Source organism: Streptomyces sp. NPDC006743 (genome assembly GCF_040703815.1).
Taxonomy (GTDB): Bacteria; Actinomycetota; Actinomycetes; order Streptomycetales; family Streptomycetaceae; genus Streptomyces.
Genome location: NZ_JBEYJA010000005.1, coordinates 191,231 through 217,136, shown reverse-complemented (window position 1 = coordinate 217,136; position 25,906 = coordinate 191,231). Strand labels below are relative to the sequence as shown.

Genomic DNA, 25,906 nt, shown 5'->3' with positions numbered 1-25,906 from the left:
GGTGCTCAGCGGCCGTAGGTCTGGCCGCAGATCTTCGCCTCGGGACTGTTCGCACGCCAGCCGCCGTACTGCTTGCCGAGCGCGCAGACACCCGGGCCGGCGGGCGGCGCTCCGTGCCCGGCGGGAGCCCGGCCCTGGCGTGCCGCGGGAGGCCGGGGCGGCGCGGGGTGGTGCGCGGGACGGCCGGGGGAGTGCGGTGCCGGGTGCGGGTGCGGGTGCGGGTGCGGGTGCCGCGCGCGCGGTGCCGGGGCGCTGGCCGGGGCCGCGGGTGCGGCCGGGTGCGGGGCGGCGGGCGGACGCGGGTGCGCGGACGGTTCGGAGGAGCCGGAGGAACCCGCGCGTCCCAGGGCCTCCCGGGCGGGAGCCTGGACGGCGCGCGGACCGGTGCCGCCCTCCGGGCGCGGGGCCGGGGCCGCGGCGGAGGCGGCTTTCGGCCCCGGCCCGCCGGAAGCCGGCCGCTGGACCGTGACGCAGCCGGTCAGGGCCGAGACGGCCATGGTGATCAGGAGCGTTGCGGCGGTCGTCGTTCGATGCACCCGCGTCACTCTGCTGCGTCCGGGGCGCGCGCGGCCCGCGGACCGGCGGAGGATGCCCCGCACGGGTGATCTCCCGCCCCGTAGGGAGTCCGGGCGGTGCGGGTGGGTGACGCCCGTGCGGTCGGCGCGGTGCGGGCGGGCGCCGCCTCTGCCGCCGGCCGGCGCGCCCGCGTCCCGCCCCCGGCTCGGGACCCGCCCCGTCAGTCGCCCGTCGCCCCGTCGAGGCGCTGGCGGATCAGGTCGGCGTGGCCGTTGTGCCGGGCGTACTCCTCGATCATGTGGGTGTAGATCCACCGCAGGTTGAAGGGCTCGTCGGAGCTCCTGCTCCTGCCCTTCGACAGGTCGTCCAGGCCGACGCCGGCGCAGAGGCGGCGGGCGGCCTCGATCTCGGCCTGCCAGGTGGCGTGGGCCTCGGCCCAGGTGTCGGTGGCGGTGACGTGGAAGTCGCCGTCGGGGTCCTCGTCGTCGTAGTAGAGCGGTCCGGCGTCCTCACCGGCCAGCACCCTGCGGAACCAGCTCCGCTCCACCTCCGCCATGTGGCGCACCAGGCCCAGCAGGGTCAGGTCGGACGGTGGGGTGGACGCGGTGCGCAGCTGTTCGTCGGTCAGACCCTCGCACTTCCACGCCAGGGTCTGGCGGTGGTAGTCCAACCAGCCTTCCAGCATGGTGCGTTCGTCGGCTGTCAGGGCGGGTTCGCGGCGTTCGGTCGTCGTCATGCGACGATCGTCGCTCAGGGGTGGCCCGCACACCACGGGTTTTCCCCCGCCGCGGAGCGGACCGGCCGGCGGTTCCCCAGTTCCCCCCGTGCCTCGCCGGGAGCGGGGAGCGGGGAGCCGGGCGCCCGGCGCACCGGTGAACGGGCTCGCGCCCGGTGCGGGCCCGCGGGGCGAGACCGGGCGCCGCGCGCTCCGGGCCCCTGCCGGGAGCGCCGCTGTGCGGCTTCGACGGGGCATCGCCGGCCGGCGGCCCACGCGGCGCCCGTATGCTGCCGTGCGGGCAGGAACCGCGGACGCGGGCACAACGGCGAGGGAGAACACGTGAAGGTCGGCTGCATCGGACTGGGCGACATCGCGCAGAAGGCGTACCTGCCGGTGCTGGGCACACAGCCCGGGGTCGACCTGCACCTGCAGACCCGGACGCCCGCCACGCTGCAGCGGGTCGCCGACAGCCTGCACCTGCCCGCCGGCCGGCGCCACACCGACCTGGACGCCCTGCTCGCGCAGGGCCTCGACGCGGCCTTCGTGCACGCCCCCACCGCCGTCCACCCGGAGATCGTCACCCGGCTCCTGGAGGCCGGCGTACCCACGTACGTCGACAAGCCGCTCGCCTACGAACTCGCCGACTCCGCCCGGCTGGTGGAACTCGCCGAGGAACGCGGCGTCTCGCTCATGGTGGGCTTCAACCGCCGCCACGCGCCCGGATACGCGCAGTGCGCCGAGCACCCGCGCGATCTGATCCTCCTGCAGAAGAACCGCGCGGGGCTGCCCGAGGAGCCCCGCACGATGATCCTCGACGACTTCATCCACGTCGTGGACACCCTGCGGTTCCTGGTGCCGGGACCGGTCGACGACGTCACCGTGCGCGGCCGGATGCGCGACGGACTGCTGCACCACGTCGTGCTGCAGCTCGCGGGGGACGGGTTCACCGCGCTCGGCGTCATGAACCGCCTCAGCGGCTCCGCGGAGGAGATCCTCGAGGTCTCCGGGCAGGACACCAAGCGCCAGGTGGTCAACCTCGCCGAGACCATCGACCACAAGGGACAGCCGACCGTGCGCCGGCGTGGCGACTGGGTGCCCGTCGCCCGTCAGCGCGGCATCGAACAGGCCGTACTGGCCTTCCTGGACGCGGTCCGCGCCGGCACGCTCCTCAGCGCCCGGGACGCGCTGGAGACCCACGAGCTGTGCGAGCGCGTCCTGCGGACGGTGCTGGAGCGCTCCGGCGCGGCCTGAGCAGCGCCCGCACCCCCTCGGTCACGCACAGCGCGGCCAGCACCAGCAGCGCCGCGTGCACCGGCCAGTCGCCGTAGCGGACGTAGAGGGTCGCGCCGTGCGCGGTCGGTACGTCGTACACCCGGGCCGTGCTCGCGCCGGTGCCGAGCCAGGGTCCGGCGCGCCGGCCGTCCGGGCCGTAGACGGCGGACACCCCGGTCAGCGTGGCGTGCACCATCGGGCGCCCGGTCTCGGCGGCGCGCAGCGCCCCGAGCGAGGCGTGCTGCGCGGGCGCCCAGCTGTGCTGGAACGTGGAGGTCGAGGACTGGGCCAGCAGCACCCCGGCACCGTCCCGCGCCAGGTGCCGGCTCATGTCCGGGAAGGCGGTCTCGAAGCAGATCAGCGGACCGATGCGCAGGCCGTGGCCGACGTCCATGACCACCTGCCCGCTGCCCCGCCTGCGGTCCTCGCCGGCGGCCTTGCCGACGGAGGTCGCCCAGCCCAGCAGCGAGCGGGCCGGGACGTACTCACCGAACGGGACCAGCCGCATCTTGTCGTAGCGGTCGCCGGTCGGGCCGTGCGGGCCGACCAGCACGGCACTCTTGTAGATGCCGGGCCGGTCGGAGCGCCGGGCGTCCACGTCGACCAGGACGTCCGCGCCGGTCTCCCGGGAGAGGGCCGCGAGCCGCCGGGCGAGGTCCGGCCGCTGCGCGAGGTCGAACCCGACGCTGCTCTCCCCCCAGACGACCAGGTCGACGTGGCGTCCCGCGAGGCCGCGGGTGAGCTGCTCCTCGCGGTCGAAGCGCCGCTGCCCGCTCTCGGTCCCGCCGATCATGCCCGGCTGGACCACGGCGATGCGGACCTGACCGTCGGTCTCCGGGCGCGGTGCCCAGGCCCAGGCCGCGGAGGTCAGCGCGGCGGTGGCGGCGAGGGAGGCCACCGCGGGCGCCCGGACCCCGCGCACCGCCACGAGCACGGCGACCGCCACGTCGACGGCCACCACCAGGAAGCTCAGCAGCCACACACCGCCGACCGAGGCCAGACGCAGGGCCGGTGCCACCTGCCACTGGCTGGCGCCCAGCATGCCCCAGGGGCCGCCCAGGCCCTGCCAGGACCGGACGAGTTCCACGGCCAGCCAGGCCGACGGCAGCACGACGAGGGAGACCGCGCAGCGGCCGGCGGAGGGCGTGCCGCCGAGGAACCGCCGCACCAGCCACCCCCAGGGCGCCCAGAGCGCGCCCAGCAGCGCCGCCAGCACCACCGTGAACACGTGCAGGCTCGGCAGCAGCCAGTGGTGCACGGCCAGCATGAAGCCCAGGCCGCCGCACCAGCCGTCGTACGCGGCCCGCCGCCCGGTCGGCGCGCAGCGGGCCAGCAGGATCCACGGGACGAGCGCGACGTACGCGAACCACCACAGCGCCGGTGCGGGGAAGGCGAGCATCGGCAGCGCACCGGCGAGGGCGGCGAGCACCGAACGCCGCCAGGGCGAGCCGAGCAAGCGGCCTGACGTCTTCATAGGGCGCCCTCCTACCCGTGGACGGCTCCGCTTACCCGGCGATCTTCGGACGGCTTCCAGTGTGCGCGCCGCCGGCCCCCCTGCCCAGGCGGGCGACGGCGCGGACTTTCCGGACGCTCCGGGAACCGGCCGCCCGCTTCCGGATGTCCGGCGGTCCGTACGACCCGGGGCGGCGCGTCCGGCGGCGGGCGGTCTTCGGCCGCACGGAACCCCGGCCGGACGACCTGCGGCTCCCGGGCCCGCCCCTTGCGCCCCGGGTCAGTGGGCGACCGCCCTCACTTCGCAGCCGTGGCCTCGCCGAGCCTGGCCGGCCGGGTCCTGATGGTCGCTTCCGGCAGGACGGCCGGGTCCTCGCCCCCGGACCCGCCGGGGCGGTGGAACGCGGAGAACGTGACGACCGTCGGACCCGGCCGAACGGCCAGGACGGCCTGCGGAACCCGGACCGGCCGCTCCTGTTCACCGTGTGGGGCAGTGAAGCAGCGCGTTCGTGCCGACGGCGGGAAGGGGCAGCCCCGCTCGCGGCCGAGGTGCGCGCGTTGGGCCGCTCGGGTGAGCTGGAGGGGGCCGCCGTGCCGCTTCCGCAGCGGCGGCCGCGGCCGCCGGCCGGCGAGGTGCTCCGGCGCCCGCGGGCCTAGGATGATCACATCCGGGCCGCCCGCCGGCGCGTGGCGCGGGTGTGGCAGGCAGCGGGCGAGGAGACCGGAGGTCGGTATGAAGCGTCTCGTGACGGTCGTCACCGGCGGGAGCCGGGGCATCGGCGCCGCCGTCTGCCGGCGGCTGGCGGCCGAGGGGCATGACGTGGTGATCGGCTACGTCCGTGACACCGGCGCCGCGGAAGCCGTGGCGGACGAGGTGCTGGAGGCGGGGGCACGCAGTGTCACCGTGCGCGTGGACACCTCCGTCGAAGCGGACGTCGAGCGGCTCTTCGCCACGGCCGAGGAGCGGCTGGGGCCCGTGACGGGCCTGGTCAACAACGCCGGCGTGACCGGGCCGCTGGGCCGTCTCGCCGATACGGACACCGCCGACCTGCGCCGCGTCGTGGACGTCAACCTGCTGGGCACGCTGCTGTGTTCACGGCGCGCCGCCCAGCTGATGGGCCCGCGCGGAAATGGCGTGATCGTGAACATGTCGTCCGCCGCCGCCACCCTCGGCAGCCCCGGCGACTACGTCCACTACGCGGCGACGAAGGCCGCCGTCGACGCGCTGACCATGGGGCTGGCCAAGGAACTCGGCCCGGAGGGCATCCGCGTCAACGCGGTCGCGCCCGGCATGATCGACACGGAGATGCACGCGGCGATGGGCGACCCGGACCGGGCCCACCGCGCCGCCGCCGGCATTCCGCTGCGCCGCCCCGGGCGGGCCGAGGAGATCGCCGCCGCCGTCGCCTGGCTGATGTCACCGGACGCCTCCTACGCGTCGGGAGCGGTGCTGAGGGTCTCCGGCGGACGTTGAACACGGCACCGCCGCCCGGCACCGGGAGGCCGCCTCGGGGCGTCAGCGGCTCCGGCGTGGCCTCACGCCGCTTCCACCACCCGGCCCCGGATGGCGGCGGCCCACTCGACCACCAGCAGCTCGTACTCCGCACGCTCCTGGGCCGACAGCGACCCGCCCGCACGCAGCCAGAGCGCCCGGATCTGCTCGTTAAGCTCGGCGGCGGACCGCACGGAACCAAGGGCCATGGAATTGGGGGACATGGCCACAAGCGTAGGGGCAAGCACTGACGCTGCGCTACCGGACGGCTACGGGAACCGTATGGAGTCGGTCACCGCCACCGCCTGCGCCGCTCGCACCCCGCCCGCCCGCTCACCCAGCCGGCTCGGCCGCGTGCGGACTGAGCACTCCGGTCGTGACCAGCCCGATGATGACGAGACCGAGTGCGATCCGGTACCGGACGAACGGCATGAAGCTCTTGGTCGAGACGTACTTCATGAACCATGCGATGACCGCGTACCCGGACACGAAGGCGACCACCGTCGCCGACAGCGTCGGCCCCCACGCCACCTGGCCGCTCTCCGTCGCGTCCTTCAACTCGAAGGCGCCCGAGGCCAGTACGGCGGGAACGGCCAGCAGGAAGGAGTAACGGGCCGCCGCCTCGCGCCGGTAGCCCATGAACAGCCCGCCGCTGATGGTGGCGCCGGAGCGGGAGACCCCGGGCACGAGCGCCATGGCCTGGCAACAGCCGTAGACGAGACCGTCCTTGACGCCCAGGTCCCGCAGATCCTTGCGCTGCTGGGGCGCCCGGTGCCGGCCGCTCTTCTCGTCGCGCGCCGCCAGCCGGTCGGCGACGCCGATGACCACGCCGACCCCGACGAGCATGGCCGCGGTGACCCGTAGATCGCGGAACGGGCCCTCGATCTGGTCCTTGAGCGTCAGGCCGAGCACCCCGATCGGCACGGAACCCACGATCACCAGCCAGCCCGTACGGGCATCGGGGTCGCGGCGCATCGAGGCGTCGAGGAGCGAGCGGGACCAGGCCGCGACGATCCGGCCGATGTCCTTGCCGAAGTAGATCAGCACGGCGCACTCCGTGCCGATCTGGGTGATCGCCGTGAAGGCGGCGCCGGGGTCCTCCCAGCCGGAGAAGGCGGCCGTCAGCCGCAGATGCGCGCTGGAGGAGACGGGGAGGAACTCGGTCAGCCCCTGGACGAGTCCGAGGACGAGCGATGCGAACCAAGACATGGAGGTACCGAGTCCAAGTGCCGGGCGGGAGAGGGTGACGGGTGCGGCGCGCACCCGGGCCGCCGTGAGCCGGGACCGGTGCGCCGAGGGGCAGCGTAGCGGTTCGACATGACGAGATCCCTACCGGGACTTTGCCGGCTCTTTACGGCAGGGGGTGTTCGCGACGGCGGTGTCCTCGGCGCCGGTGTCCTCAACGCCCGCGCAGATGATGCCGCTTGCGCCAGGCGATCGCCGCGCCCGCCAGCGCCGGGACGGCGATGCAGGCCATCGCGATCAGGAACGCCGGCGAGGTCGGCGTGGCGGCGCGGGCACCGGCGACGGCGTAGGCGGCGGTGTTCGGAACCGACCCCAGCGCCGTCGCGATCAGGAACGCCGGCCAGCCCATGCGGGAGACGGCGGCGCAGTAGTTGGCCGCCCAGAACGGCACCCCGGGGAACAGCCGGGCCGCCATCATCGAACGGAACCCGTGCCGGCTCAGCTGACCGTCCGCCGCCCTCAGCAACCTGCCGCGCAGCAGCGGCCGCAGCGCGTCCTGGCCCAGCACACGCCCCAGACCGAAGGCGATCCCGGCGCCGAGGACCGTACCCGCCAGCGCCGCCGCGAGCCCGAGCACCGAGCCGAACAGCGCGCCCGCGGCGAGGTTCAGCAACGGACGCGGCACGAACGCCACCGTGCACAGGCCGTAGGCCGCCGCGAACAGCAGGGCCGCGGCGAACCCGCCGAGTTGCGGCGGCCAGCCGTGCGCCAGCAGCCGCTGCGGCTGGAAGAGCAGCACGCACGCGCCGGCCGCCGCGAGCAGCGCGAGCAGCAGGGACAGCCGCGCCCAGGGCGACAGCAGGACTCTGGCGCAACGGGCGGACGCGGTGAGGGTGAGGGGCGCGGCCGTGAGGACGGCGGCGCCCGGCTCCGTGACGGTGGCCCGGGGAGAGGCCGTGGCGGTGCCCCCAGAGCGGTTGGTGGCATCGAGCATCTGGTGACATTAACCGACAGGTGTGTCTGATCGCCGTATGGTTCGTCTCATGAGGGTCACGGTCGCGGGCACCCCGGCGGTGCCGGACAGCGCTCTCACCGACACCGTGCCGGAGCGGCTGACCACCGCCTACGCCGCCGCGGCCTCCCTGGTGGGACACCGTGGACCTGCTCGCGGCGCACGTCGTCGGCCCGCTGGTCGCCGCCGGCCCGCGGCGGGCGGCGGACATGGACGCCTGGATCGCGGACGAGAACCGGTGGGTCGTCCGCGCCGCCCTGCTCCACCAGCTCCGCCACCGGCAACGCACCGACAGCGCACGCCTGTTCGCCCACTGCGTGCGCCAGGCCGGGCACCCGGACTTCTTCCTGCGCAAGGCCATTGGGTGGTCGTTGCGCGAGTACGCCAAGACGGACCCGCGGGCCGTACGGGACCTCGTGGCCCGCGAAGGGGGCCGGTTCGCGCCGCTGCCGGTGCGGGAGGCCCTGCGGAACATCGGCCTCTGAAGGCCGCCGGTGTCCTGGCCGGGCCGAAAACCGTTCGACGCGCGGCCGCCCTTCGGCGATGATCGACCCATGTTCCGGCACGCCTTCCTCCTCGCAGCATCCGCGGTCGCGGATGCTCCGGAGGCTGCCGTCCGGATCCTCGTCGCCGCAGTCGACGGCGCCCGAAGCTGACCCTCCCCGGATCGTCCGGCGGACCCCGCAGGGGGAGGGTCGGCACTTCTTCGGGGTCCCGCGTCACCTTCACCACCAGGCTTCGAGGTACAGCCATGCCCAAGACGGCGTACGTACGCACCAAACCGCACCTGAACATCGGCACGATGGGCCACGTCGACCACGGCAAGACCACCCTGACCGCCGCCATCACCAAGGTCCTGGCCGAGCGCGGCACCGGCACGTTCGTGCCCTTCGACCGCATCGACCGGGCTCCGGAGGAGGCCGCCCGCGGCATCACCATCAACATCGCGCACGTCGAGTACGAGACCGACACCCGGCACTACGCGCACGTCGACATGCCCGGTCACGCCGACTACGTGAAGAACATGGTCACCGGAGCCGCTCAGCTCGACGGGGCGATCCTCGTGGTCTCCGCGCTCGACGGGATCATGCCGCAGACCGCCGAACACGTGCTGCTCGCCCGGCAGGTGGGCGTCGACCACATCGTCGTCGCGCTCAACAAGGCCGACGCGGGCGACGGCGAACTGACCGACCTCGTCGAGCTGGAGGTCCGCGACCTGCTCACCCGGCAGGGCTACCCCGGCGACGCGGTACCGGTCGTGCGGGTCTCCGGGCTGAAGGCGCTGGAGGGCGACCCCCGCTGGACGGCGTCGATCGAGGCGCTGCTCGACGCGGTGGACACCTATGTGCCGATGCCCGAGCGGTACCTCGACGCGCCGTTCCTGCTGCCGGTGGAGAACGTGCTCACCATCACCGGCCGCGGCACCGTCGTCACCGGAGCCGTGGAACGGGGCAGGGTCCGCGTCGGTGACCGGGTCGAGGTGCTGGGCGCGGAGACCGAGACGGTGGTCACCGGCCTGGAGACGTTCGGCAAGCCGATGCAGGAGACGCAGGCCGGGGACAACGTGGCGCTGCTGCTGCGCGGCGTCCCGCGCGACGCGGTCCGTCGCGGACACGTCGTCGCGGCGCCCGGCAGCGTGCGGCCCCGGCGGCGGTTCACGGCGCGGGTGTACGTGCTGTCGGCGCGCGAGGGCGGCCGGACGACCCCGGTCGCCACGGGGTACCGGCCGCAGTTCTACATCCGCACCGCGGACGTGGTCGGCGACGTCGACCTCGGCGAGGCGGGGCTCGCGCGGCCGGGGGACACGGTCACCATGACGGTCGAACTGGGCCGCGAGGTGCCCCTGGAGCCGGGCCTGGGCTTCGCCGTCCGCGAGGGCGGCCGGACGGTGGGGGCGGGGACCGTGACCGCCGTCGACTGAACGCGGCCGGCGGGAAGCGGCCTTCCGGATCGCGCCTTCCGGATCGCGCCTTCGGGATCGCGGCTGCCTGCCGCCTCTCCCGGCCGGGACTTCCCCGGCCGGGAGAGGCGGGTGCCGTGCCATCGGCGGTGGTCGGTGGCACGGCACCCCGGCGGGGCCGCCGGTGCCCGCGCGCGGGCCCGCACCGCGGCTGTCTGCCCGGTGGGGGGGACCGTCCCGGCACAATGGTGGGGTGACCGAGCCCATACCCGTGACCCGCGCCGTCGATCACGGGACCGCCAAACTGATGCCCGACGTCGACCGCGAGCGCGCGTGGCTGCTGACCGTGGACGGCGCGCCGCAGTCGTACGTCGATCTGGACGCGCCCACCCACCTGGAGTTCGAGTACGCCCGCAGGCTCGGGCACGTGCTGGACACCGTGGCGCGGGAGGGCCGTCCTCTGGACGTGCTGCACCTGGGCGGCGGCGCGCTCACGCTGCCCCGGTACGTGGCGGCGACCCGGCCGGGTTCACGCCAGGACGTGGTCGAGGCCGACCGGGGCCTGCTGGAACTGGTCGTCGGACATCTCCCGCTGCCCCGGGGATCGGGCATCGGCCTGCACGCGGCCGATGCCCGCGCCTGGCTGGAAACCGCCCCGGCCGACGCGGCCGACGTGCTGATCGCCGACGTCTTCGGCGGCTCCCGGGTCCCGGCGCACCTGACCTCCCTCGCCTACGCGCGTCAGGCCGAGCGCGTGCTCCGCCCCGACGGCGTCTACCTGGCCAACCTCGCGGACGCCGCGCCCTTCGCGTTCCTGCGTTCCCAACTCGCCACGTTCGCCGCGGTGTTCGAGGAGATCGCGCTCATCGCCGAGCCGGGCGTGCTGCGGGGACGCCGCTTCGGCAACGTGGTGCTGATCGCCTCGCACCGCCCGATCGAGACGGCCGCCCTGGCCCGGCGCACCGCCTCGGACACGTTCCCCGCCAGGGTGGAACACGGCGCCGCGCTGCGGGAGTTCGTCGGCGCCGCCCGGCCGGTGCGGGACGAGGACGCGGTGGCGTCGCCCGAGCCGCCGGGCGGGGCGTTCGGCATCGGCTGAACGCCCCCGCCCCGCGGCGCAGCCGCTGCCACCCGCCGCCCGCTGCCACCCGCCGGTGCCGCTGACCGCTGACGCTGACGCAGGCGCCGTCACCCCCCGGTGGGCGTCCCGTGCAGGCGGACCGTGGCGAGGACCTTCAGGACGGTCTCCTTGGGCACCTCGTCGCGGACGCCCTTCACGCCGTAGAAGTTCCACGACACGAAGTCGCCGGCGGAGTTCTTGAAGCCGAAGGTGAGCGCCTTGCCGTCGGTCGCGCACTTGCCCTTCACCGGCGTCTTCGTCGACTGCGCCCAGGCGATGCTGCCCTGGATGCCCGAGGTGGTCTTGAAGGGCTGGGCCTTCTTGTCGAAGGAGATGCTCTTCTTGTCGGGCTGGGTGAAACCGCCGTACACCCACCACGGCACCGTGTTCACCGCGACCTCGTCGGTGTTCTTCGCGCCGTCGGCGCCCTTGACGCCCATGGTGGCCAGGGACGTGTTCTCGGTGCGTCCGTCCTTGTCGTCGTCGGACGTGCACCACTTCGACTTGTCCTGGGCGAGCCCGGACATGACCGCGAGCAGCTTGCCGGTCTTGTGGTCCTCGAAACTGACGCCGACACCGGGCGGCTTGACCTCCCAGTCCGCGGGCACGTCGAAGGCGACGCCCCACTTGGGATTCACGACGACCTTCCAGCCCGCGATCTGCGGCTTCTCGGTCTCGTTGCCGCGGGGGTTGTCGTCCGGGGCGGAGCCGGAGGGGCCTGCGGAGGTGGACGCCGACGCGGTCGCGGACACCGGCGGGGTCGCGCCGGAGCCCTCGGTACCGCCGTTCGCCGTGTCGTCCTTCTTCCCGCCGAGCACCAGGAAGCCGGTCACCCCGGCGGCCACCACCACGGCCGCCGCCGCGACGATCGCGACGAGCTTCGTCCGGTTGCCGCCGCCCCCGCCGTTCCCGCTGCCGCCGCCGGCCGGCGGCCGCGGCATGCCGGGAGGCACCGGCGCGCCCCACTGCGGCTGCGGCATCGGCTGCTGCGGAGGCTGGGGCGGCTGCTGGGCATACGGGTTGGGCTGCTGGTAGCCGGGCTGCTGATACGGATTCGGCTGCTGGTATCCCGGCTGCTGGTACGGGTTGCTCTGCGGGTCCTGCGGGTTCTGCTCGCCCCCGGGCGGCTGCTGTCCTGGCCACATGAGCAGTAACCCTAGGGCGCCGGGGACACGATTCGGTCACCGGGCCTTGTCAGGGACGTACCGGAAAGCGGAGGGGAGGGGCGGCGTCCGCCTCTGGTCAGCGTGGGCTACTCGTGAGTAACCTTCGGGCATGAACGCAGACCAGATGTCCATCGGCGAGCTGCTCGCCGCCACGGTGCCGATGGTGCGCACCCTGAACCTCGAGTACCTGGAGACCACCCCGGAGCGGGCCGTGCTCGCCCTGCCGGACCAGGAGGAGTACCGCAACCACGTCGGGGGCCCGCACGCCGGCGCGATGTTCACGCTGGGGGAGTCGGCGAGCGGTGCGATCGTGCTGGCCGCCTTCGGCGACCAGCTCGCGAGGGCGGTGCCGCTGCCGGTGGACGCCCGGATCGCCTTCAAGAAGATCGCCCTCGGCCCGGTGCGGGCCACCGCGACCCTCGGCCGTCCCGCCGCCGAGGTCGTCGCCGAACTCGACGAGGGCAAGCGCCCCGAGTTCCCGGTGACCGTCGAGATCCAACGCGAGGACGGCGCCGTGACCACCGAGATGACCGTCGTCTGGACCCTCCGCCCCAACAACTGACGGCCGGCCCGGGCGGAGGACGGGCGCGCGGGCCGGGCGGAAGACGGCGCATGGCCGGGGGAGGGGCCGGTCTCGGGTCAGGTACTGAGGCGGCGGTGGGCTCCAGCGGCGCAGGCCCGCGGGTCGGCGGACGCCGGCTCCTCACCTCGCTGACCTCGAAGATCACCGTCCCGGCCCCGCCGAACGGCCTTCTCACACCGCCCGGGCCGCGCTCGCCCGGCTCCCCGGCTCCGACGTGGACGGCGCTCGTGGCACGCCGCAAGCGTGAGCCGACCCGGTACGCTTCCTGGGGGGCGCGCCTTCGTGGCGCCTTCCGTGAACGCACGGACGCGAATCGGGGAGGAACCGGCGGTGCACGTCCAGGATTGGCTCGACACGGTGCCTTCGGCCGCTGTCTACGCGGTGGTGGCACTGGTCATCGGAGTGGAGAGCCTGGGCATTCCGCTGCCCGGCGAGATCGTCCTGGTCTCCGCCGCGCTGCTGTCCTCCCAGCATTCGGGCATCAACCCCGTCGTGCTCGGCGCGTGCGCCACCGCGGGCGCGGTGATCGGTGACTCCATCGGGTACGCCATCGGCCGCAAGGGCGGCAGACCGCTGCTCGCCTGGCTCGGCGGCAAGTTCCCCAAGCACTTCAGCGAGGGTCATGTCGCCACCGCGGAACGGTCCTTCCAGAAGTGGGGCATGTGGGCGGTGTTCTTCGGCCGCTTCGTCGCCCTGCTGCGCATCTTCGCGGGCCCGCTCGCGGGCGTGCTGCACATGCCGTACTGGAAGTTCCTGATCGCCAACGTCCTCGGCGGCATCTGCTGGGCGGGCGGCACCACGGCCGCCATCTACTACATCGGCGTCGTCGCCGAGTCCTGGCTGAAGAAGTTCTCCTGGCTCGGCCTGGTGGCGGCCGTGCTGATCGGCCTCGTGTCGTTCCTGGTGATCAAGCGCAAGGCCAAGAAGGCGCAGGTCGCCCACCAGCAGGAGACCGAGGCGGCGGAGCCGGTCGCGGCCGGCGAGTGACGCCGCCGCGCACCCCGCCCGGGGCGTACCGCCCCTTGCTGTTCCCCACCGGACCGGCCGGGCACCGGCCGCACCGGACCGGCCTCGGGCCGGCCCCGGCGGGTGAGCCTCGGACCGCCCCCGGCGGGCCGGTGACCTGCCGTCCCTCTGCGGGGACGGTCACCTGCCGCCCCCCGGCGGGCCGGTCCGCTACCGGCTCCCGGTCGGCGGGTGCTCCTGCGCGTGGACGTCGCGGTGCGCCTCGGCCAGTTCCGCGTACATCGTGCCGTTGAGCGTGATCCCCTGCCGTTCCTCCTCGGTCAGTTCCCGCCTGACCTTGGCGGGCACGCCCGCGACCAGCGATCCCGGCGGTACCCGCATGCCCTGCGGCACCAGGGCCTGCGCGGCCACCAGCGATCCCGCCCCGATCACCGCCCCGTTCAGCACCGTCGCGCCCATCCCGACCAGGCAGTCGTCCTCGACCGTGGCGCCGTGCACCACGGCGTTGTGGCCGATGGAGACGCGCTCACCGACGCTGACGGGGAAACCCGGGTCGGCGTGCAGCGTGCAGTTGTCCTGCACATTGCTGTGCCGGCCGACGGAAATCCGTTCCACGTCACCGCGCAGCACCGCGCCGTACCAGACGCTCGCGCCGGAGCCGAGCGTCACCTCCCCGATCACCGTCGCCGTGGGGGCCACGAACGCCTCCGCGTCCACCTGCGGCTCCCGCCCGCCGATGCCCGTGATCAGCGCCTTCTGCGTCGTCATCGTCCCGCCTTCCCCTGCCGTCCACGGCCTCGTCCGGGCCCGGTACCCCGGCACCGTACGTCATCCGGTGGGGTGAAGATCACAGGTGTCCGGCCGGATGGGGACACCAGGGGCTGAGTACGGTGAGCGGGTGCCTCAGCGCAAGAACACGTTCTCGTCCCGGTCCTCCTCATGGTCGCGCCGCCTCGCGCAGCGCGCCGTCCACGCGGGCTGGGCCTGGGTGCAGCGCACGGGTTCCGTCACGGCGGAACACCCCGGGCGGCTGCGCTTCGGCGCGATGGGAACAGGTACCAGACTGGCCTTTCCGCTCGGTACGGTCTTCGGCGAACCCTGGATCCACCTCGGTGCCCACTGCATCATCGGCGAGCAGGTCACGCTGACCGCCGGGCTGATGCCCGACCTCGACCTCGGGCCGGACCCGATCCTGCGCATCGGCGACGGCGTCGTCCTCGGGCGCGGCAGCCACGTCATCGCGGACACCAGCGTCACCATCGGCAGCGACTGCTACTTCGGCCCCTACGTCTACGTCACCTCCACCAACCACTCCTACGACGACCCGCACCAGCCCATCGGCAAGCAGTGGCCGCGGATGGAGCCGGTACGGATCGGCCCGGGATGCTGGATCGGCACCGGTGCGGTCGTCCTGCCGGGCGCCAGGATCGGGCGGAACGTGGTGGTCGCCGCCGGTGCGGTCGTCCGCGGTGAGGTGCCCGACCACGCCGTGGTGGCGGGGGCGCCCGCCCGGGTCGTACGCCGCTGGACGCCCGACGAGGGCTGGCAGCCGCCGCTGCGGACCCCGGCGCCGGTGCCGCTGCCGGACGGCATCACTCCGGAACAGCTGCGGGCGCTCGCGGAACTGGCCGAGGACGGCACGGGGCAGAACGGCCCCGGGCGGAAAGTTCCTGAGCAGAACGCCCCGGAGTAGGACAGTTGCCCGGAGGGGAGCAGGGTGGCAGGCAGCCGGCGGCGGAACGGCGGTCAGGAAGCAGGAGGCGGTACGGCGCAGGCGGGCAGTCCGGGGCGGCAGGCCGGTCGAACGGGCGCGGCGCCGCCCGGCCTTCCATCGGCGCGCGGGCCGAGGTCACCGCCGGGCGGCGGTGACCTCGCGTCCCTCAGCCGGTCGCCAGCAGCAGGGTCCCCACCATCGCCAGTCCCGCCCCCGCCGCCTGGACGGCCCGGAGGCGTTCGCTGAGGAAGCCGCGCGCGGCCAGCGCGGTCACCACCGGGTAGAGCGAGGCGAGGACGGCGGCCACGGTGACCGGGCCGTGCTGCGCGGCGACCGCGTAGGTGCCGTTGGCCGCGACGTCCGCGAGACCGACGAAGGCGAGCGCCGGCAGCGAGGCCCACGGGAAGCCGGTGGCGGGCAGCACCTCGCCGCCGCGGCGCGCGGAGGCGTACAGCGCGGCGCCGCCCGCCGCCACGTTGGTCACGCGCTGCACGAAGAGCGCCAGGAACAGGCCGGTGACGGTGGTCGAGGCCTCGGCGATCAGCGCGAACACGGTGCCGAAGCCGACCGCCGCGACGAGCGTCAGCAAGATCGTCCGCCGCTGCACGGTGGCGCCCCTCGTCCGGGGGCCGCCGGCCAGGACGACGCCGGTGACGGCGACCGCGATGCCCGCGATCTGCGTCGGCCCCGGCCGTTCGCCGAGCACCAGGCCGACACCGATGGGGATGGCCACGCTCAGGGTGGCGAGCGGGGAGACCACTCCCATGGGGCCGAGCGCGAGTGCCTTGTAGAAGGAGAGCATGGCCACCGGCCCGACCAGACCCGCGGCGACCGCACACCACAGCCGGGGACCCGCCTCGCTCCAGCCGCCGGTGGCGAGCACGATCGCGCCCAGCACCACGGCCGCGATCGACTGGGACACCACGACGACGGTCAGCGCCGGGTTGCGTCGTGTCAGCAGTCCGCCGCCGAAGTCGGCCAGGCCCCACAGGAGGCTGGTGGCCAGGGCGAAGAGTGCTGTCACGGCGACCTCGCAGAGTACAGTGCGGTGAACGATCGGGTGCAACCCACCGTAGTTCACTGTATTAATCTCTGTCATCCAAAATATTGGACGGAATGTGTCGGACCTCGAACTGCTGACCCAGTCCCTGGCGCGCAACGTCAAACGCTGGCGCGGCGAGCGCGGCTTCACCCTGGACACGCTCGCCGCCCGCGCCGCGGTCAGCCGCGGCATGCTCATCCAGATCGAGCAGGCCCGCACCAACCCCAGTCTGGGCACCGTCGTCAAGATCGCGGACGCCCTCGGTGTCAGCATCACCACGCTGCTCGACTACGAACAGGGCCCCCGCGTCCGAGTCGTCCCCGCCGACCAGGCGGTCCGCCTCTGGCACACCGACGCGGGCAGCTACAACCGCCTGCTCGCCGGTGCCGAGGCGCCCGGCCCGCTGGAGATGTGGGAATGGAAACTGGTGCCGGGCGAGTCCAGCGCGTCCGACCCGCATCCCGCGGGCACCTTCGAACTGGTCCACGTCACCGCGGGGGAACTGACCCTCGTCGTGGACGGGACGGAGTACCGCGTGCCCGAGGGCGCGAGCGCGTCGTTCGAGGCCAGCGCGGCGCACACCTACGCCAACCACGGCGACGTGCCCATGAACATGGTGATGGCGGTCTCTGTTCCGCCCGTGCACTGAGACGCCCGCCCGCGCCCCGGGCGCTCTTGCTAGCGTGCGGACATGCGCGCACCCATCGGACGCTTCGACCAGGTCACCGCCGCCCCGGACTGCCTCGACGAGCTGACCCGTCCGGTCGCCGACGCCGTACGCCACTGGCGCGGCAGCGTCCCCGCCGACCAGTTCGTCTACGTCGAGACCGACCCGCGGTGGGCCGACACCGCCACCTTCGTCGAGCACTACGGCCGCGACCTCCTGGAGCAGTCGGCGAACTGCGTGGTGGTCGCGGGCAAGCGCGGCGGCGAGTCGCGGCTGGCGGCCTGCGTGGTGCTCTCCACCACCCGTGTCGACGTCAACGGCGTGGTGCGCCGCCGGCTCGACGCGCGCAAGGCGTCGTTCGCGCCGATGGAGGTCGCCACGGGGGAGACCGGCATGGAGTACGGCGGCATCACCCCTCTCGGCCTTCCCGGGGACTGGCCGGTCCTGGTGGACTCGGCCGTGGTCGACCTGCCGTACGTCCTGGTCGGCAGCGGCCGCCGGCGGGGCAAACTCCTCATCCCTGGCAAGGCGTTCGCGGAGCTGCCGGGGGCCGTCGTCCTGGACGGGCTGGGGGTCTGAGCCCGCCCGCGGGAAGGAGCAGGGGCGAGCCGCGCCCCGGGACCGACCGCACTCAGGCCTGAGCCGCACTAGGGTCCGAGTCACGCTCGGACCCGAGCCGTACTCAGCTCGAGCCCACGCTCGGACCCGCGTCACGCTCAGGGGTGGCCGGCCGTGCCCAGGTACTGCTCGGCGAAGGCGGCCGCGGCGGACGGTGAGGTGAACAGCCGGCGCAGCCGGGCCAGCGTCGTGCCCGCCCGGTACGGGTCGCCCGCCGCCGTGCCGTGGTAGACGTCGGAGAGCCACTGGGAGAACTCCTGGTAGTCCCACACCCGCCGCAGGCTCGCCGCCGAGTAGCCGCTCAGAGCGCGGTCGTCGCCCGTGGTGAGCCGGGCGGCGAGCGCGTCGCCGAGCAGGAAGGCGTCGTACAGGGCCAGGTTCATGCCCTTGGCCGCGATGGGCGCGGTCAGGTGCGCCGCGTCGCCGGCCAGGAACAGCCGGCCGGAGGCCATCGGCTCCACGACGTAGTCGTGCATGTCGAGCACCCGTTTCTCCAGCAGCCGGCCCTCCTGGAGCGGCGGGGCGTCCGCCGCCGCGAGCCGCTGCCGCAGCTCCGCCCAGACCCGCTCGTGCGGCCAGTTCTCCGGGTCGTCGCCGGGCGGGCACTGCAGGTAGTAGCGGCTCACCTCGGCGCTGCGGGGCATGTGGCCGGCGAACCCGCGGGGGTGGACGCCGAACAGGACGCAGTCGGCCGACGCCGGGGCCTCGGCGAGCAGCGCCAGCCAGCCGATGCCGTAGTCGTGCCGTGCGATCCGGGCGTGCGCGGGCGCCAGGGCCGCCCGGCTCACCCCGCGCGCTCCGTCGCACCCGGCGACGAAGTCGCAGTGCACCACGTGCCGTTCGCCCGTCTCGGCGCAGCGGTAGGAGACCGACGGATGGTCGGTGCCGGTGTCGTGCAGGGTCACGTCCCGCACCCCGAAGCGGATGTCGCCGCCCCGGACGTCGGCGTACTCGCGCACGAGGTCCTTCACGAGCAACGGCTGCGGGCAGACGTAGTGGTGATGGCCCGTCATGTCGGTGTACGGGAAGCGGTGGCGCTCGCCGTCGAAGCGGAACTCGCAGGTGGTGTGCCGGCCCGCCCCCTCCAGCAGCCGCACCGCCAGCCCGCGTCGGCGCAGTCCCCGCACGGCCCCCGCTTCGAGGACACCGGCGCGCGGGCGCTGCTCTATGAACTGCCGGGACTTCGTCTCCAGGACCAGACAGTCCACGGAGGCGGCCCGGAGGATGTTGGCGACCGTGAGCCCCGCGGGCCCGGCGCCGATCACGACGACGGGACGGCGGGCGGGGGAGGCGGCGCGGGAGGAGGAGGCACCGGGGTGGGGGGAGATCTGGGTCACCCCGGCATTATGTCGGTGTCCTGTCAGGAGTGATCAAGTGCGCTCACGCGTGGCCGGGGCGGTCCGGCGTGAGGGCGGTCACCGGGCGGCCAGGCGCGGGATCTCGATCGCCGGGCAGCGGTCCATGACCATCTCCAGTCCCGCGGCCCTGGCGCGCGCGTAGGCCGCCTCGTCGACGACCCCCAGTTGGAACCACACCGCCCGCGCGCCCACGGCGACCGCCTCGTCGGCCACGTGGCCGGCCAGCCGGCTGTTGACGAAGACGTCGACGACATCGACGTCGAAGGGGATGTCCGCGAGGGAGGCGTAGCCCTGCTCCCCGTGCACGGTCTCCGCCGCGGGGTGGACGGGGACGATCCGCTTGCCGAAGCGCTGCAGCACCCCGGCGACGCCGTAGGCCGCACGGCCGCGGTTGTTCGACAGACCCACCACGGCCCAGGTGTCACCCAGCCCGGTCAGGATCTTGCGCACCGTCGCCGCATCGCCGTACACCACAGTTCTCCTCCGTGTCCCGCAGCAAAGACCCACCGACGCGGCAACACCGGGCACCGGCCGCCGATTCCCGCCCTGTCCGGATTCCCGTCCCGGTCCGCCACACCGGACGGAATGTGCCCCGCTTGCCTGCGCGCGGGCCGCAGGCCGCCTACGCTCGGGGCGTGCTGCGCATCACCGACGCCCGAACCGGCGAGCCCGTGGAGGCCGCCCCGGCCCGCCGTGGCCTGACCCGCGTCGAGGCGCACGCCTGCGGCTTCGACGCCTGCGGCCTGCGCGTGCTCCTCGTCGCCGACCTGCTCGTCCGCGCCCTGGAACTGGGGGGCACCCCCGTGTGGGCCCTGCTGACCGGCGACCGCGAACAGGCGGAGCTGCGGGCGGGCGCCGCGGCCCTCGGGATCCGGCCGTTCGAGGACAGCCACGGTCTCGGCGCCGCGCTCGGCGAGGCCCAGGTCGTGCACGTGGCCCGCGAGGAGGACGCCGGTGGGACCGGCGGCGTGCGGATCGCCGTGGCGCCCGTCGACACCGCGCTCCCCCTGACGCCCGCGGTGGACCCCGATCCGGCCGCCTGGCGCCTCGCCCTGCTCGGCCACCCCCGTACCCGGCGCGTGCGGCTGGACACCGACGCGCTGGAGGAGTCCCGCCGCACCCTCGCACGCTGGCGCGGCGCGGTCGCCGGCTGGGCGGAGCAGCCCTCGCGGCCCGTCCCCGACGACGTGCGCGCCCGGCTGCGCGGCGCCTGGGAGGACGACCTGGACGTGCCCGCGGCGCTGCGCGTCCTCGGGCAGGTGGAGACCCGGCCCGGCCTCGCGGACGGCGCCCGTTTCGAGACGTACGCCTACGCGGACCGGCTCCTCGGCCTGGACCTGACGCGCGACGTGGGACGTACCGTCTGAGCGCCTGCGCGGCGACGTGGGGACGTGCCGTCTGAGCGCCTGCGCGGCGACGTGGGGACGTACCGTCTGAGCGTCCGCGCGGCAAGGAGGCCGCGGCTCTGGGGGGCCGCGCCGCAAGGGGGCCGCCGCGCGGAGTGTCCGCGAGGCGGAGCGTCCGGTCGGCTGGGCGCGTGAGCGGCGGTGACCAGGAGCGTCCCCGTGGCCCGAAGCGCCGGGACGCGCCCGCCGCGGGCCGCGGGGCCGGCCGGTGCCGACCGCCTGCCGGGCCGCCGCCCTGGACCCCGCCGCGCTGCGCGCCTCGGCGCAGGCCGCGGAGAAGTTCCCGGCGTCCGTCGTGACGTACCGGCCCCGCACGGGACCACCCGGGCCGCTCTCCCGCCGGTGCCGCCCCCGTGGCGGCGGACCCGCCGGCGCCCGGAAGGCGCCCGGCCCGCCGCCGACGCGCACGGCACCGGCGGGAGGGTGCCCGCGCAGTCCGCATAGGCTGGCCGGATGCAGGACGAGTACCGCACAGTCGCCCGCGCGGGCGTGCACGAGACCGAGATCAACCGCTCCCGCTTCCTGTGCGCCCTCGCCCCGGCCGCCACCGAGCAGGAGGCCCAGGAGTTCGTCGCCGCCGTCCGCAAGGAGCACGCCGACGCCACGCACAACTGCTGGGCCTACGTCATCGGCGCCGACGCCGGGATCCAGAAGGCCAGCGACGACGGCGAACCCGGCGGCACCGCCGGCGTCCCCATGCTCCAGATGCTGCTGCGCCGCGACATGCGGTACGTCGTCGCCGTCGTCACCCGCTACTACGGTGGCGTCAAGCTCGGCGCCGGTGGTCTCATCCGGGCGTACGGCGGCGCGGTCGGCGAGGCGCTCGACGCCCTCGGCACCCTGACCCGCCGCCGCTTCCGGCTGGCCGCGGTGACCGTCGACCACCAGCGGGCCGGCAAGGTGCAGAACGAGCTGAGGGCGGCCGGACGCGCGGTGCGGGACGTGCGCTACGGCGAGGCGGTCACCATCGAGATCGGCCTGCCGGACGCCGACGTGGACGCCTTCCGGGCGTGGCTGGCGGACATCACGGCCGGGACCGCCGCCTTCGAACCGGGCGGCGAGGCGTACGGGGACGCGTGAAACCTCACGTGACGAAACGGGCATTACGTCCCTAAGTCCCGCAATCGTGGCCGTCGGTGACCGGCCGATACGGAAGTGACCGCCCGTACTGTCACACCCGGCGGTTACCCTTCGGGGATCATGAGGCTCCTGCACACTTCCGACTGGCACCTGGGCCGGGCGTTCCACCGCGTGAACATGCTCGGGGCCCAGGCCGCCTTCGTCGGACACCTCGTGGCGACCGTGCGGGAGCGCGGCGTCGACGCGGTGGTCGTCTCGGGAGACGTGTACGACCGCGCCGTGCCCCCGCTGGCCGCGGTCGAACTGTTCGACGACGTCCTGCACCGCCTGGCGGCTCTCGGCGTGCCCACAGTGATGATCTCGGGCAACCACGACTCCGCCCGCAGGCTCGGCGTGGGTGCCGGACTGATCGGCCGCGCCGGGATCCACCTGCGCACCGAACCGTCCGCGTGCGGCACCCCGGTGGTGCTCCGGGACGCCCACGGCGACGTCGCCTTCTACGGGCTGCCCTACCTCGAACCCGCCCTGGTCAAGGACGAGTTCGGCGTCGACCGGGCCGGCCACGAGGCGGTCCTGGCCGCGGCCATGGACCGGGTCCGCGCCGATCTCGCCACGCGCGCCCCCGGCACCCGCTCCGTCGTCCTCGCGCACGCCTTCGTCACCGGCGGCGAGGCCAGCGACAGCGAACGGGACATCACCGTGGGCGGGGTCGCCTCCGTGCCCGCGGGCGTCTTCGACGGCGTCGACTACGCGGCGCTGGGCCACCTGCACGGCAGCCAGGTCATCACCGAGCGCGTGCGCTACTCCGGCTCCCCGCTGCCGTACTCCTTCTCCGAGGCCCGGCACCGCAAGAGCATGTGGCTCGTGGACCTGGACGCGGCCGGGAGCGTCAGCGCCGAGCGGGTCGACTGCCCGGTGCCGCGCCCGCTGGCCCGGATCAGCGGCACCCTGGAGGAACTGCTGGCGGACCCGGATCTCGCCCGCCACGAGGAGGCGTGGGTCGAGGCCACCCTGACCGACCCGGTCCGCCCGGCCGACCCGATGGCCCGCCTCACCGAGCGGTTCCCGCACACCCTCAGCCTCGTCTTCGCACCCGAGCGCGCCCCCGACGACCCCGATGTGACCTACGCCCGCCGACTGGCGGGCCGCAGCGACGAGCAGATCGCGGAGGACTTCGTGGCGCACGTGCGCGGAACCGGCCCCGACGCCCGGGAACAGGCCGTCCTGCGCGACGCGTTCGACGCGGTACGGGCGGACGCGGCCGAGCGGGAGGTGGCCCGGTGAGCCCCCGGTACGCGCGGGAGGACGCGGCCGGGCACCGCGTCGCGGACCACCCGCGCAGAGGCCCGGCACCGCAGCACCCGGCGACCGGCCGCGCCACCGCCGCCTCGCGCCCGGCCGGCGACGGCGGCCCGGAGCGGCGGGATTCCGAGCGGCGCGGGCCGGGGCGCCAGGGGTCCGGGCGGCGCGCGCCGGAACGCCAGGGATCCGGGCGGCGCGCGCCGGGGTGGCTGAGGTCCGAATGGCACGGCCCGGAGCGGCGCGGGCCGGGTCGGCAGGGGTCCGGGCGGCGCGGGCCGGCGTGGTCGGCGTCCCTGCGGCGCGGGCCGCAGGACGGTACCGGGGAGGCCCGGTGAGGCTGCACCGGCTCGACATCACCGCCTTCGGGCCCTTCGGCTCCACTCAGACCGTCGACTTCGACGCCCTGTCGGCCGCCGGCCTGTTCCTGCTCCACGGGCCCACCGGAGCCGGCAAGACCTCCGTGCTGGACGCCGTCTGCTACGCGCTGTACGGCTCCGTGCCCGGCGCCCGGCAGAGCGCCCAGGGCACCACCCTGCGCAGCGACCACGCGGCCCCCGGCACCCGCACCCAGGTCACCCTCGACGTCACGGTCGCCGGACGCCGCCTGGAGATCACCCGGCAGCCGCCCTGGGAGCGCCCGAAGAAGCGCGGCACCGGCACCACCGTGGACAAGGCACAGACCTGGCTGCGCGAGTACGACGCGCCCGCGGGCGCCTGGAAGGACCTCAGCCGCTCCCACCAGGAGATCGGCGAGGAGATCACCCAGCTCCTCGGCATGAGCCGGGAACAGTTCTGCCAGGTCGTCCTCCTGCCCCAGGGAGAGTTCGCCCGTTTCCTGCGCGCCGACGCCGAGGCTCGCGGCAAACTGCTCGGCCGCCTGTTCGACACCCACCGTTTCGCCGAGGTAGAGAAACGCCTCGCCGACCGCAGGCGCGCCACCGAGACCCGGGTGCGCGAGGGCGACGCCGCGCTGCTCGCCGACGCCCACCGCATGCAGCAGGCGGCGGACGGCGCCATGGACCTGCCCGACCTCACGCCGGGCGAACCCGGCCTGGCCGACGCCGTACTGACCGGCGCCGCCGTCGCCCGCAGCACCGCACGCGAACAGCTGACCGTCGCCCACTGCGGGCTCACCGCCGCCGAGGCCGCGCACACGGCCGCCGAGCGCGCCCTGGAGGGCGTACGCGAACTCGCCCGGCTGCAGAGCCGGTTCGCCGAGGCGCAGCAGCGGGCCGCGCGCCTGGCCGAGCGGGCCGACGCCCACCGTGCGGCGCGGGAACGGATGGAGCGGGGCCGCAAGGCCGAGACGGTCGCCCCGGCCCTCGCCCTGCGGGAGGCCGCCGACACCGCGCACCGCCGTGCGGCGGCCACCGAGGCGCACGCGCGCGCCCTGCTGCCCGCGGGCTTCGCGGACGCAGGGCCGGCCGGACTCGCCGCCGCGGCGCGCCGGGCCGCCGAGGAACTGGGGCAGCTGGAGTCGGCCCGGCGCGCCGAGCGCCGTCTGACCGAACTCGCCGCCGAACGCGCGGAGGTGGACCGCCAGGCCCGCGCCGACGAGGACCTGCTCCAGGAGGCGGAGACCTGGCTCGCCGGGTGGGAGACGACCCGCGCACGGCTGCGGAGCCGTATCGACAGCGCCCAGGAGGCGGCGGGCCGGGCCGATCAGCTCGCCGTGCGCGGCGAGAGCGCCCGGGCCCGGCTGCGGGCGGCCCGGACCCGGGACCGGCTGACCGGGGAGGCGGAACAGGCGCGGCGCCGTGCCCTCGACTCCGCCGAACGCGCCGTGCGGGCCCGGGCCCACTGGCTCGACCTGAAGGAGCAGCGGCTGAACGGCATCGCCGCCGAACTCGCCGCGGGCCTCACCGACGGCGAACCCTGCGCCGTGTGCGGCGCCACCGAACACCCGGCGCCGGCCCGGAAGATCGCCGGGCACGTCGGCCGCGAGGCAGAGGAACGCGCCCTGGCCGCCTTCCAGGACGCCGAGGAACGGCGCGCCGAGGACGAGCGCCGCCTCGGCACCGTACGCGAGGCTCTGGCCGCCGCCACCGCGGAGGCGGGCGACACGCCCACCGACCGGCTCGCCGGGGAGACCGCCGAGCTGGAGCGGCTGCTCACGCGCGCGCGGGAGGACGCCTCCGTGCTGCACGCCGCTCAGGAGGAACTGCGCACGGCCGAGGCGGAACGCGAACGACGCCTGGCCCACCTGCGCCAGGCGGAGGCCCGCGCGGCCGCCCGGCTGACCCGCCGCGAGAACCTGGACCGGGAACGAGCCGCCCTCCGGACCGAGGTGACCGAGGCCCGTGGCGCCGCCGCCGGCGTCGCCGAGCGGGCCGCGGAACTGGAGCTGCGGGCGGCCCGGCTCGCCGACGCGGCCGACGCGGCGCGCGCCGCCGAGGAGAGCGCCCAGCGCCTCAAGGACGCCGACGGGCGGCTCGCCGAGGCCGCCTTCCGGGCCGGTTTCGACACCCCGCAGGCCGCGTCCGCCGCCCTCCTCGACGACGCCGCCCACCGCGACCTCCAGCACCGCCTGGACGCCTGGCACGCCGAGGAGGCCGCCGTGCGCGCCGTGCTCGCCGAGGCCGCCACCGTGACCGCGGCCCGGCAGCCGGCCGCCGATGTCGCCGCCGCCGAGGCCGCGGCCCACGCGGCGGCCCGGCGGCTGCGTGAAGCCGCTTCCGCGCGGGACGCCGCCGCCCGCCGCTGCGCCGAACTCGACCGGCTCTCCGCCCGGGCGGCCACCGGCGTGCGGCGCCTGGCGCCGCTGCGCGCCGAGTACGACCGGGTGGCCCGGCTCGCCGCCCTCGCCGCGGGCACCTCCGCCGACAACGAACGCAGGATGCGCCTGGAGTCCTACGTCCTCGCCGCCCGCCTGGAGCAGGTGGCCGCCGCGGCGACCGCCCGGCTGCAGCGCATGTCGTCGGGCCGCTACACCCTGGTCCACTCCGACGACCGGGCCGGACGCGGGCGCAGCGGCCTGGGGCTGCACGTCGTCGACGCCTGGACCGGCCGCGAACGCGACACCGCGACCCTGTCGGGCGGGGAGACGTTCTTCGCCTCCCTCGCGCTCGCCCTCGGCCTCGCCGACGTCGTCACCGACGAGGCCGGCGGGGTCCGCCTCGACACCCTCTTCATCGACGAGGGCTTCGGCAGCCTCGACGACCAGACCCTCGACGAGGTCCTCGACGTCCTGGACTCGCTGCGCGAACGCGACCGCAGCGTGGGCATCGTCAGCCACGTCGCCGATCTGCGCCGTCGCGTCCACGCCCAGCTGGAGGTCGTCAAGGGACGCTCCGGTTCGGCGGTGCGCCGGCGCGGGGTGGGCTGAGCGGGCCACCGG

General features: G+C 75.0%; 24 protein-coding genes and 1 pseudogene. 14 read left to right on the top strand and 11 right to left on the bottom strand.

Features of this window, described 5'->3' with window-relative positions; all coding sequences use genetic code 11:
- Nucleotides 1-5: 5 nt before the first annotated feature.
- Nucleotides 6-536 (bottom strand): hypothetical protein, encoded by a 531-nt coding sequence (locus ABZ719_RS07155; protein WP_366724209.1) that lies wholly within the window; start codon nt 534-536, stop codon nt 6-8.
- Between the two features lie 200 nt (nt 537-736).
- Nucleotides 737-1,252 (bottom strand): DinB family protein, encoded by a 516-nt coding sequence (locus ABZ719_RS07150; protein ID WP_366724208.1) that lies wholly within the window; start codon nt 1,250-1,252, stop codon nt 737-739.
- A 321-nt stretch (nt 1,253-1,573) separates the two neighbouring features.
- On the opposite strand from ABZ719_RS07150, the gene ABZ719_RS07145 reads away from it, so the two are divergent.
- The gene (locus ABZ719_RS07145; RefSeq protein ID WP_366724207.1) at nt 1,574-2,485 is read left to right on the top strand and encodes a Gfo/Idh/MocA family oxidoreductase; all 912 of its coding nucleotides are present in this window, start codon (nt 1,574-1,576) and stop codon (nt 2,483-2,485) included.
- Here ABZ719_RS07145 and lnt read toward each other — a convergent pair.
- A complete protein-coding gene (gene lnt, locus ABZ719_RS07140) occupies nt 2,403-3,980 on the bottom strand; it encodes an apolipoprotein N-acyltransferase (RefSeq protein ID WP_366724206.1) in 1,578 nt (525 codons plus the stop codon). The two genes, ABZ719_RS07145 and lnt, sit on opposite strands and share 83 nt — an antisense overlap.
- Before the next feature lie 711 nt (nt 3,981-4,691).
- Here lnt and ABZ719_RS07135 point away from each other — a divergent pair.
- Entirely contained in the window at nt 4,692-5,432 is a 741-nt protein-coding gene (locus ABZ719_RS07135) for a glucose 1-dehydrogenase (RefSeq protein ID WP_366724205.1), read from the top strand.
- 62 nt (nt 5,433-5,494) lie between these two features.
- On the opposite strand, the gene ABZ719_RS07130 is transcribed toward ABZ719_RS07135, so the two are convergent.
- The 3 genes from ABZ719_RS07130 to ABZ719_RS07120 all read right to left on the bottom strand — a co-directional run bounded on the left by ABZ719_RS07130 (nt 5,495) and on the right by ABZ719_RS07120 (nt 7,629).
- Nucleotides 5,495-5,674, bottom strand: coding sequence for a hypothetical protein (locus ABZ719_RS07130; RefSeq protein ID WP_037856514.1), 180 nt, complete (start codon nt 5,672-5,674; stop codon nt 5,495-5,497).
- Nucleotides 5,675-5,783: 109 nt separating this feature from the next.
- Nucleotides 5,784-6,659, bottom strand: a complete 876-nt coding sequence (locus ABZ719_RS07125; RefSeq protein WP_366724204.1) for an undecaprenyl-diphosphate phosphatase — start codon at nt 6,657-6,659, stop codon at nt 5,784-5,786.
- A 190-nt stretch (nt 6,660-6,849) separates the two neighbouring features.
- On the bottom strand, nt 6,850-7,629 hold the full coding sequence (locus ABZ719_RS07120; protein WP_366724203.1) for a VTT domain-containing protein: 780 nt from the start codon (nt 7,627-7,629) through the stop codon (nt 6,850-6,852).
- Nucleotides 7,630-7,775: 146 nt separating this feature from the next.
- Here ABZ719_RS07120 and ABZ719_RS07115 point away from each other — a divergent pair.
- The 3 genes and pseudogenes from ABZ719_RS07115 to ABZ719_RS07105 all read left to right on the top strand — a co-directional run.
- Nucleotides 7,776-8,132, top strand: a pseudogene (locus ABZ719_RS07115) (DNA alkylation repair protein); the annotation flags it as partial.
- 266 nt (nt 8,133-8,398) lie between these two features.
- On the top strand, nt 8,399-9,568 hold the full coding sequence (gene tuf / locus ABZ719_RS07110) for an elongation factor Tu (protein ID WP_366724202.1): 1,170 nt from the start codon (nt 8,399-8,401) through the stop codon (nt 9,566-9,568).
- 232 nt (nt 9,569-9,800) lie between these two features.
- The gene (locus ABZ719_RS07105; protein WP_366724201.1) at nt 9,801-10,646 is read left to right on the top strand and encodes a fused MFS/spermidine synthase; all 846 of its coding nucleotides are present in this window, start codon (nt 9,801-9,803) and stop codon (nt 10,644-10,646) included.
- An 89-nt stretch (nt 10,647-10,735) separates the two neighbouring features.
- On the opposite strand, the gene ABZ719_RS07100 is transcribed toward ABZ719_RS07105, so the two are convergent.
- A complete protein-coding gene (locus ABZ719_RS07100) occupies nt 10,736-11,812 on the bottom strand; it encodes a hypothetical protein (RefSeq protein ID WP_366724200.1) in 1,077 nt (358 codons plus the stop codon).
- Between the two features lie 145 nt (nt 11,813-11,957).
- Here ABZ719_RS07100 and ABZ719_RS07095 point away from each other — a divergent pair, with 145 nt between their 5' ends.
- Complete coding sequence (locus ABZ719_RS07095) at nt 11,958-12,395, top strand: DUF4442 domain-containing protein (RefSeq protein WP_037856531.1); 438 nt, start codon at nt 11,958-11,960, stop codon at nt 12,393-12,395.
- A gap of 351 nt (nt 12,396-12,746) precedes the next feature.
- A complete protein-coding gene (locus ABZ719_RS07090) occupies nt 12,747-13,403 on the top strand; it encodes a DedA family protein (RefSeq protein WP_366724199.1) in 657 nt (218 codons plus the stop codon).
- Between the two features lie 189 nt (nt 13,404-13,592).
- Here ABZ719_RS07090 and ABZ719_RS07085 read toward each other — a convergent pair whose 3' ends face one another.
- Nucleotides 13,593-14,150 carry a gamma carbonic anhydrase family protein gene (locus ABZ719_RS07085; protein ID WP_366724198.1) on the bottom strand — a complete coding sequence of 186 codons (558 nt, stop codon included), beginning with the start codon at nt 14,148-14,150 and terminating at the stop codon, nt 13,593-13,595.
- A gap of 130 nt (nt 14,151-14,280) precedes the next feature.
- Between ABZ719_RS07085 and ABZ719_RS07080 the strand changes: the two genes are divergently transcribed.
- Entirely contained in the window at nt 14,281-15,075 is a 795-nt protein-coding gene (locus ABZ719_RS07080; RefSeq protein WP_366724197.1) for an acyltransferase, read from the top strand.
- A gap of 187 nt (nt 15,076-15,262) precedes the next feature.
- Here the strand turns inward: ABZ719_RS07080 and ABZ719_RS07075 are convergent, their stop codons facing one another.
- Nucleotides 15,263-16,120, bottom strand: coding sequence for a DMT family transporter (locus ABZ719_RS07075; RefSeq protein WP_366724196.1), 858 nt, complete (start codon nt 16,118-16,120; stop codon nt 15,263-15,265).
- Nucleotides 16,121-16,214: 94 nt separating this feature from the next.
- Here ABZ719_RS07075 and ABZ719_RS07070 point away from each other — a divergent pair, with 94 nt between their 5' ends.
- Together ABZ719_RS07070 and ABZ719_RS07065 are read left to right on the top strand one after the other, a co-directional pair.
- Complete coding sequence (locus tag ABZ719_RS07070) at nt 16,215-16,787, top strand: XRE family transcriptional regulator (protein WP_366724195.1); 573 nt, start codon at nt 16,215-16,217, stop codon at nt 16,785-16,787.
- Between the two features lie 42 nt (nt 16,788-16,829).
- Nucleotides 16,830-17,384 carry a YbaK/EbsC family protein gene (locus ABZ719_RS07065; RefSeq protein ID WP_366724194.1) on the top strand — a complete coding sequence of 185 codons (555 nt, stop codon included), beginning with the start codon at nt 16,830-16,832 and terminating at the stop codon, nt 17,382-17,384.
- 137 nt (nt 17,385-17,521) lie between these two features.
- Here the strand turns inward: ABZ719_RS07065 and ABZ719_RS07060 are convergent, their stop codons facing one another.
- Together ABZ719_RS07060 and ABZ719_RS07055 are read right to left on the bottom strand one after the other, a co-directional pair.
- Complete coding sequence (locus tag ABZ719_RS07060) at nt 17,522-18,751, bottom strand: 4-hydroxybenzoate 3-monooxygenase (RefSeq protein ID WP_366724246.1); 1,230 nt, start codon at nt 18,749-18,751, stop codon at nt 17,522-17,524.
- Between the two features lie 87 nt (nt 18,752-18,838).
- A complete protein-coding gene (locus tag ABZ719_RS07055) occupies nt 18,839-19,252 on the bottom strand; it encodes a CoA-binding protein (RefSeq protein WP_366724193.1) in 414 nt (137 codons plus the stop codon).
- Between the two features lie 164 nt (nt 19,253-19,416).
- Between ABZ719_RS07055 and ABZ719_RS07050 the strand changes: the two genes are divergently transcribed.
- From ABZ719_RS07050 to ABZ719_RS07035, 4 genes are all read left to right on the top strand, one after another.
- Nucleotides 19,417-20,148, top strand: coding sequence for a hypothetical protein (locus ABZ719_RS07050; RefSeq protein ID WP_366724192.1), 732 nt, complete (start codon nt 19,417-19,419; stop codon nt 20,146-20,148).
- Nucleotides 20,149-20,640: 492 nt separating this feature from the next.
- Nucleotides 20,641-21,267 (top strand): YigZ family protein, encoded by a 627-nt coding sequence (locus ABZ719_RS07045; RefSeq protein ID WP_366724191.1) that lies wholly within the window; start codon nt 20,641-20,643, stop codon nt 21,265-21,267.
- A gap of 120 nt (nt 21,268-21,387) precedes the next feature.
- Entirely contained in the window at nt 21,388-22,551 is a 1,164-nt protein-coding gene (locus tag ABZ719_RS07040; RefSeq protein WP_366724190.1) for an exonuclease SbcCD subunit D, read from the top strand.
- A 349-nt stretch (nt 22,552-22,900) separates the two neighbouring features.
- On the top strand, nt 22,901-25,894 hold the full coding sequence (locus ABZ719_RS07035) for an SMC family ATPase (RefSeq protein ID WP_366724189.1): 2,994 nt from the start codon (nt 22,901-22,903) through the stop codon (nt 25,892-25,894).
- The last annotated feature ends 12 nt before the right edge of the window (nt 25,895-25,906 follow it).

Coding starts and splice junctions, on each gene's coding strand:
- ABZ719_RS07130 (WP_037856514.1), bottom strand. CDS start 5,674: ATGTCCCCCAATTCCATGGCCCTTGGTTCCGTGCGGTCCGCCGCCGAG.
- ABZ719_RS07135 (WP_366724205.1), top strand. CDS start 4,692: ATGAAGCGTCTCGTGACGGTCGTCACCGGCGGGAGCCGGGGCATCGGC.
- tuf (WP_366724202.1), top strand. CDS start 8,399: ATGCCCAAGACGGCGTACGTACGCACCAAACCGCACCTGAACATCGGC.
- ABZ719_RS07095 (WP_037856531.1), top strand. CDS start 11,958: ATGTCCATCGGCGAGCTGCTCGCCGCCACGGTGCCGATGGTGCGCACC.
- ABZ719_RS07040 (WP_366724190.1), top strand. CDS start 21,388: ATGAGGCTCCTGCACACTTCCGACTGGCACCTGGGCCGGGCGTTCCAC.
- ABZ719_RS07125 (WP_366724204.1), bottom strand. CDS start 6,659: ATGTCTTGGTTCGCATCGCTCGTCCTCGGACTCGTCCAGGGGCTGACC.
- ABZ719_RS07065 (WP_366724194.1), top strand. CDS start 16,830: ATGCGCGCACCCATCGGACGCTTCGACCAGGTCACCGCCGCCCCGGAC.
- ABZ719_RS07045 (WP_366724191.1), top strand. CDS start 20,641: ATGCAGGACGAGTACCGCACAGTCGCCCGCGCGGGCGTGCACGAGACC.
- ABZ719_RS07120 (WP_366724203.1), bottom strand. CDS start 7,629: ATGCTCGATGCCACCAACCGCTCTGGGGGCACCGCCACGGCCTCTCCC.
- ABZ719_RS07085 (WP_366724198.1), bottom strand. CDS start 14,150: ATGACGACGCAGAAGGCGCTGATCACGGGCATCGGCGGGCGGGAGCCG.
- lnt (WP_366724206.1), bottom strand. CDS start 3,980: ATGAAGACGTCAGGCCGCTTGCTCGGCTCGCCCTGGCGGCGTTCGGTG.
- ABZ719_RS07100 (WP_366724200.1), bottom strand. CDS start 11,812: ATGTGGCCAGGACAGCAGCCGCCCGGGGGCGAGCAGAACCCGCAGGAC.
- ABZ719_RS07150 (WP_366724208.1), bottom strand. CDS start 1,252: ATGACGACGACCGAACGCCGCGAACCCGCCCTGACAGCCGACGAACGC.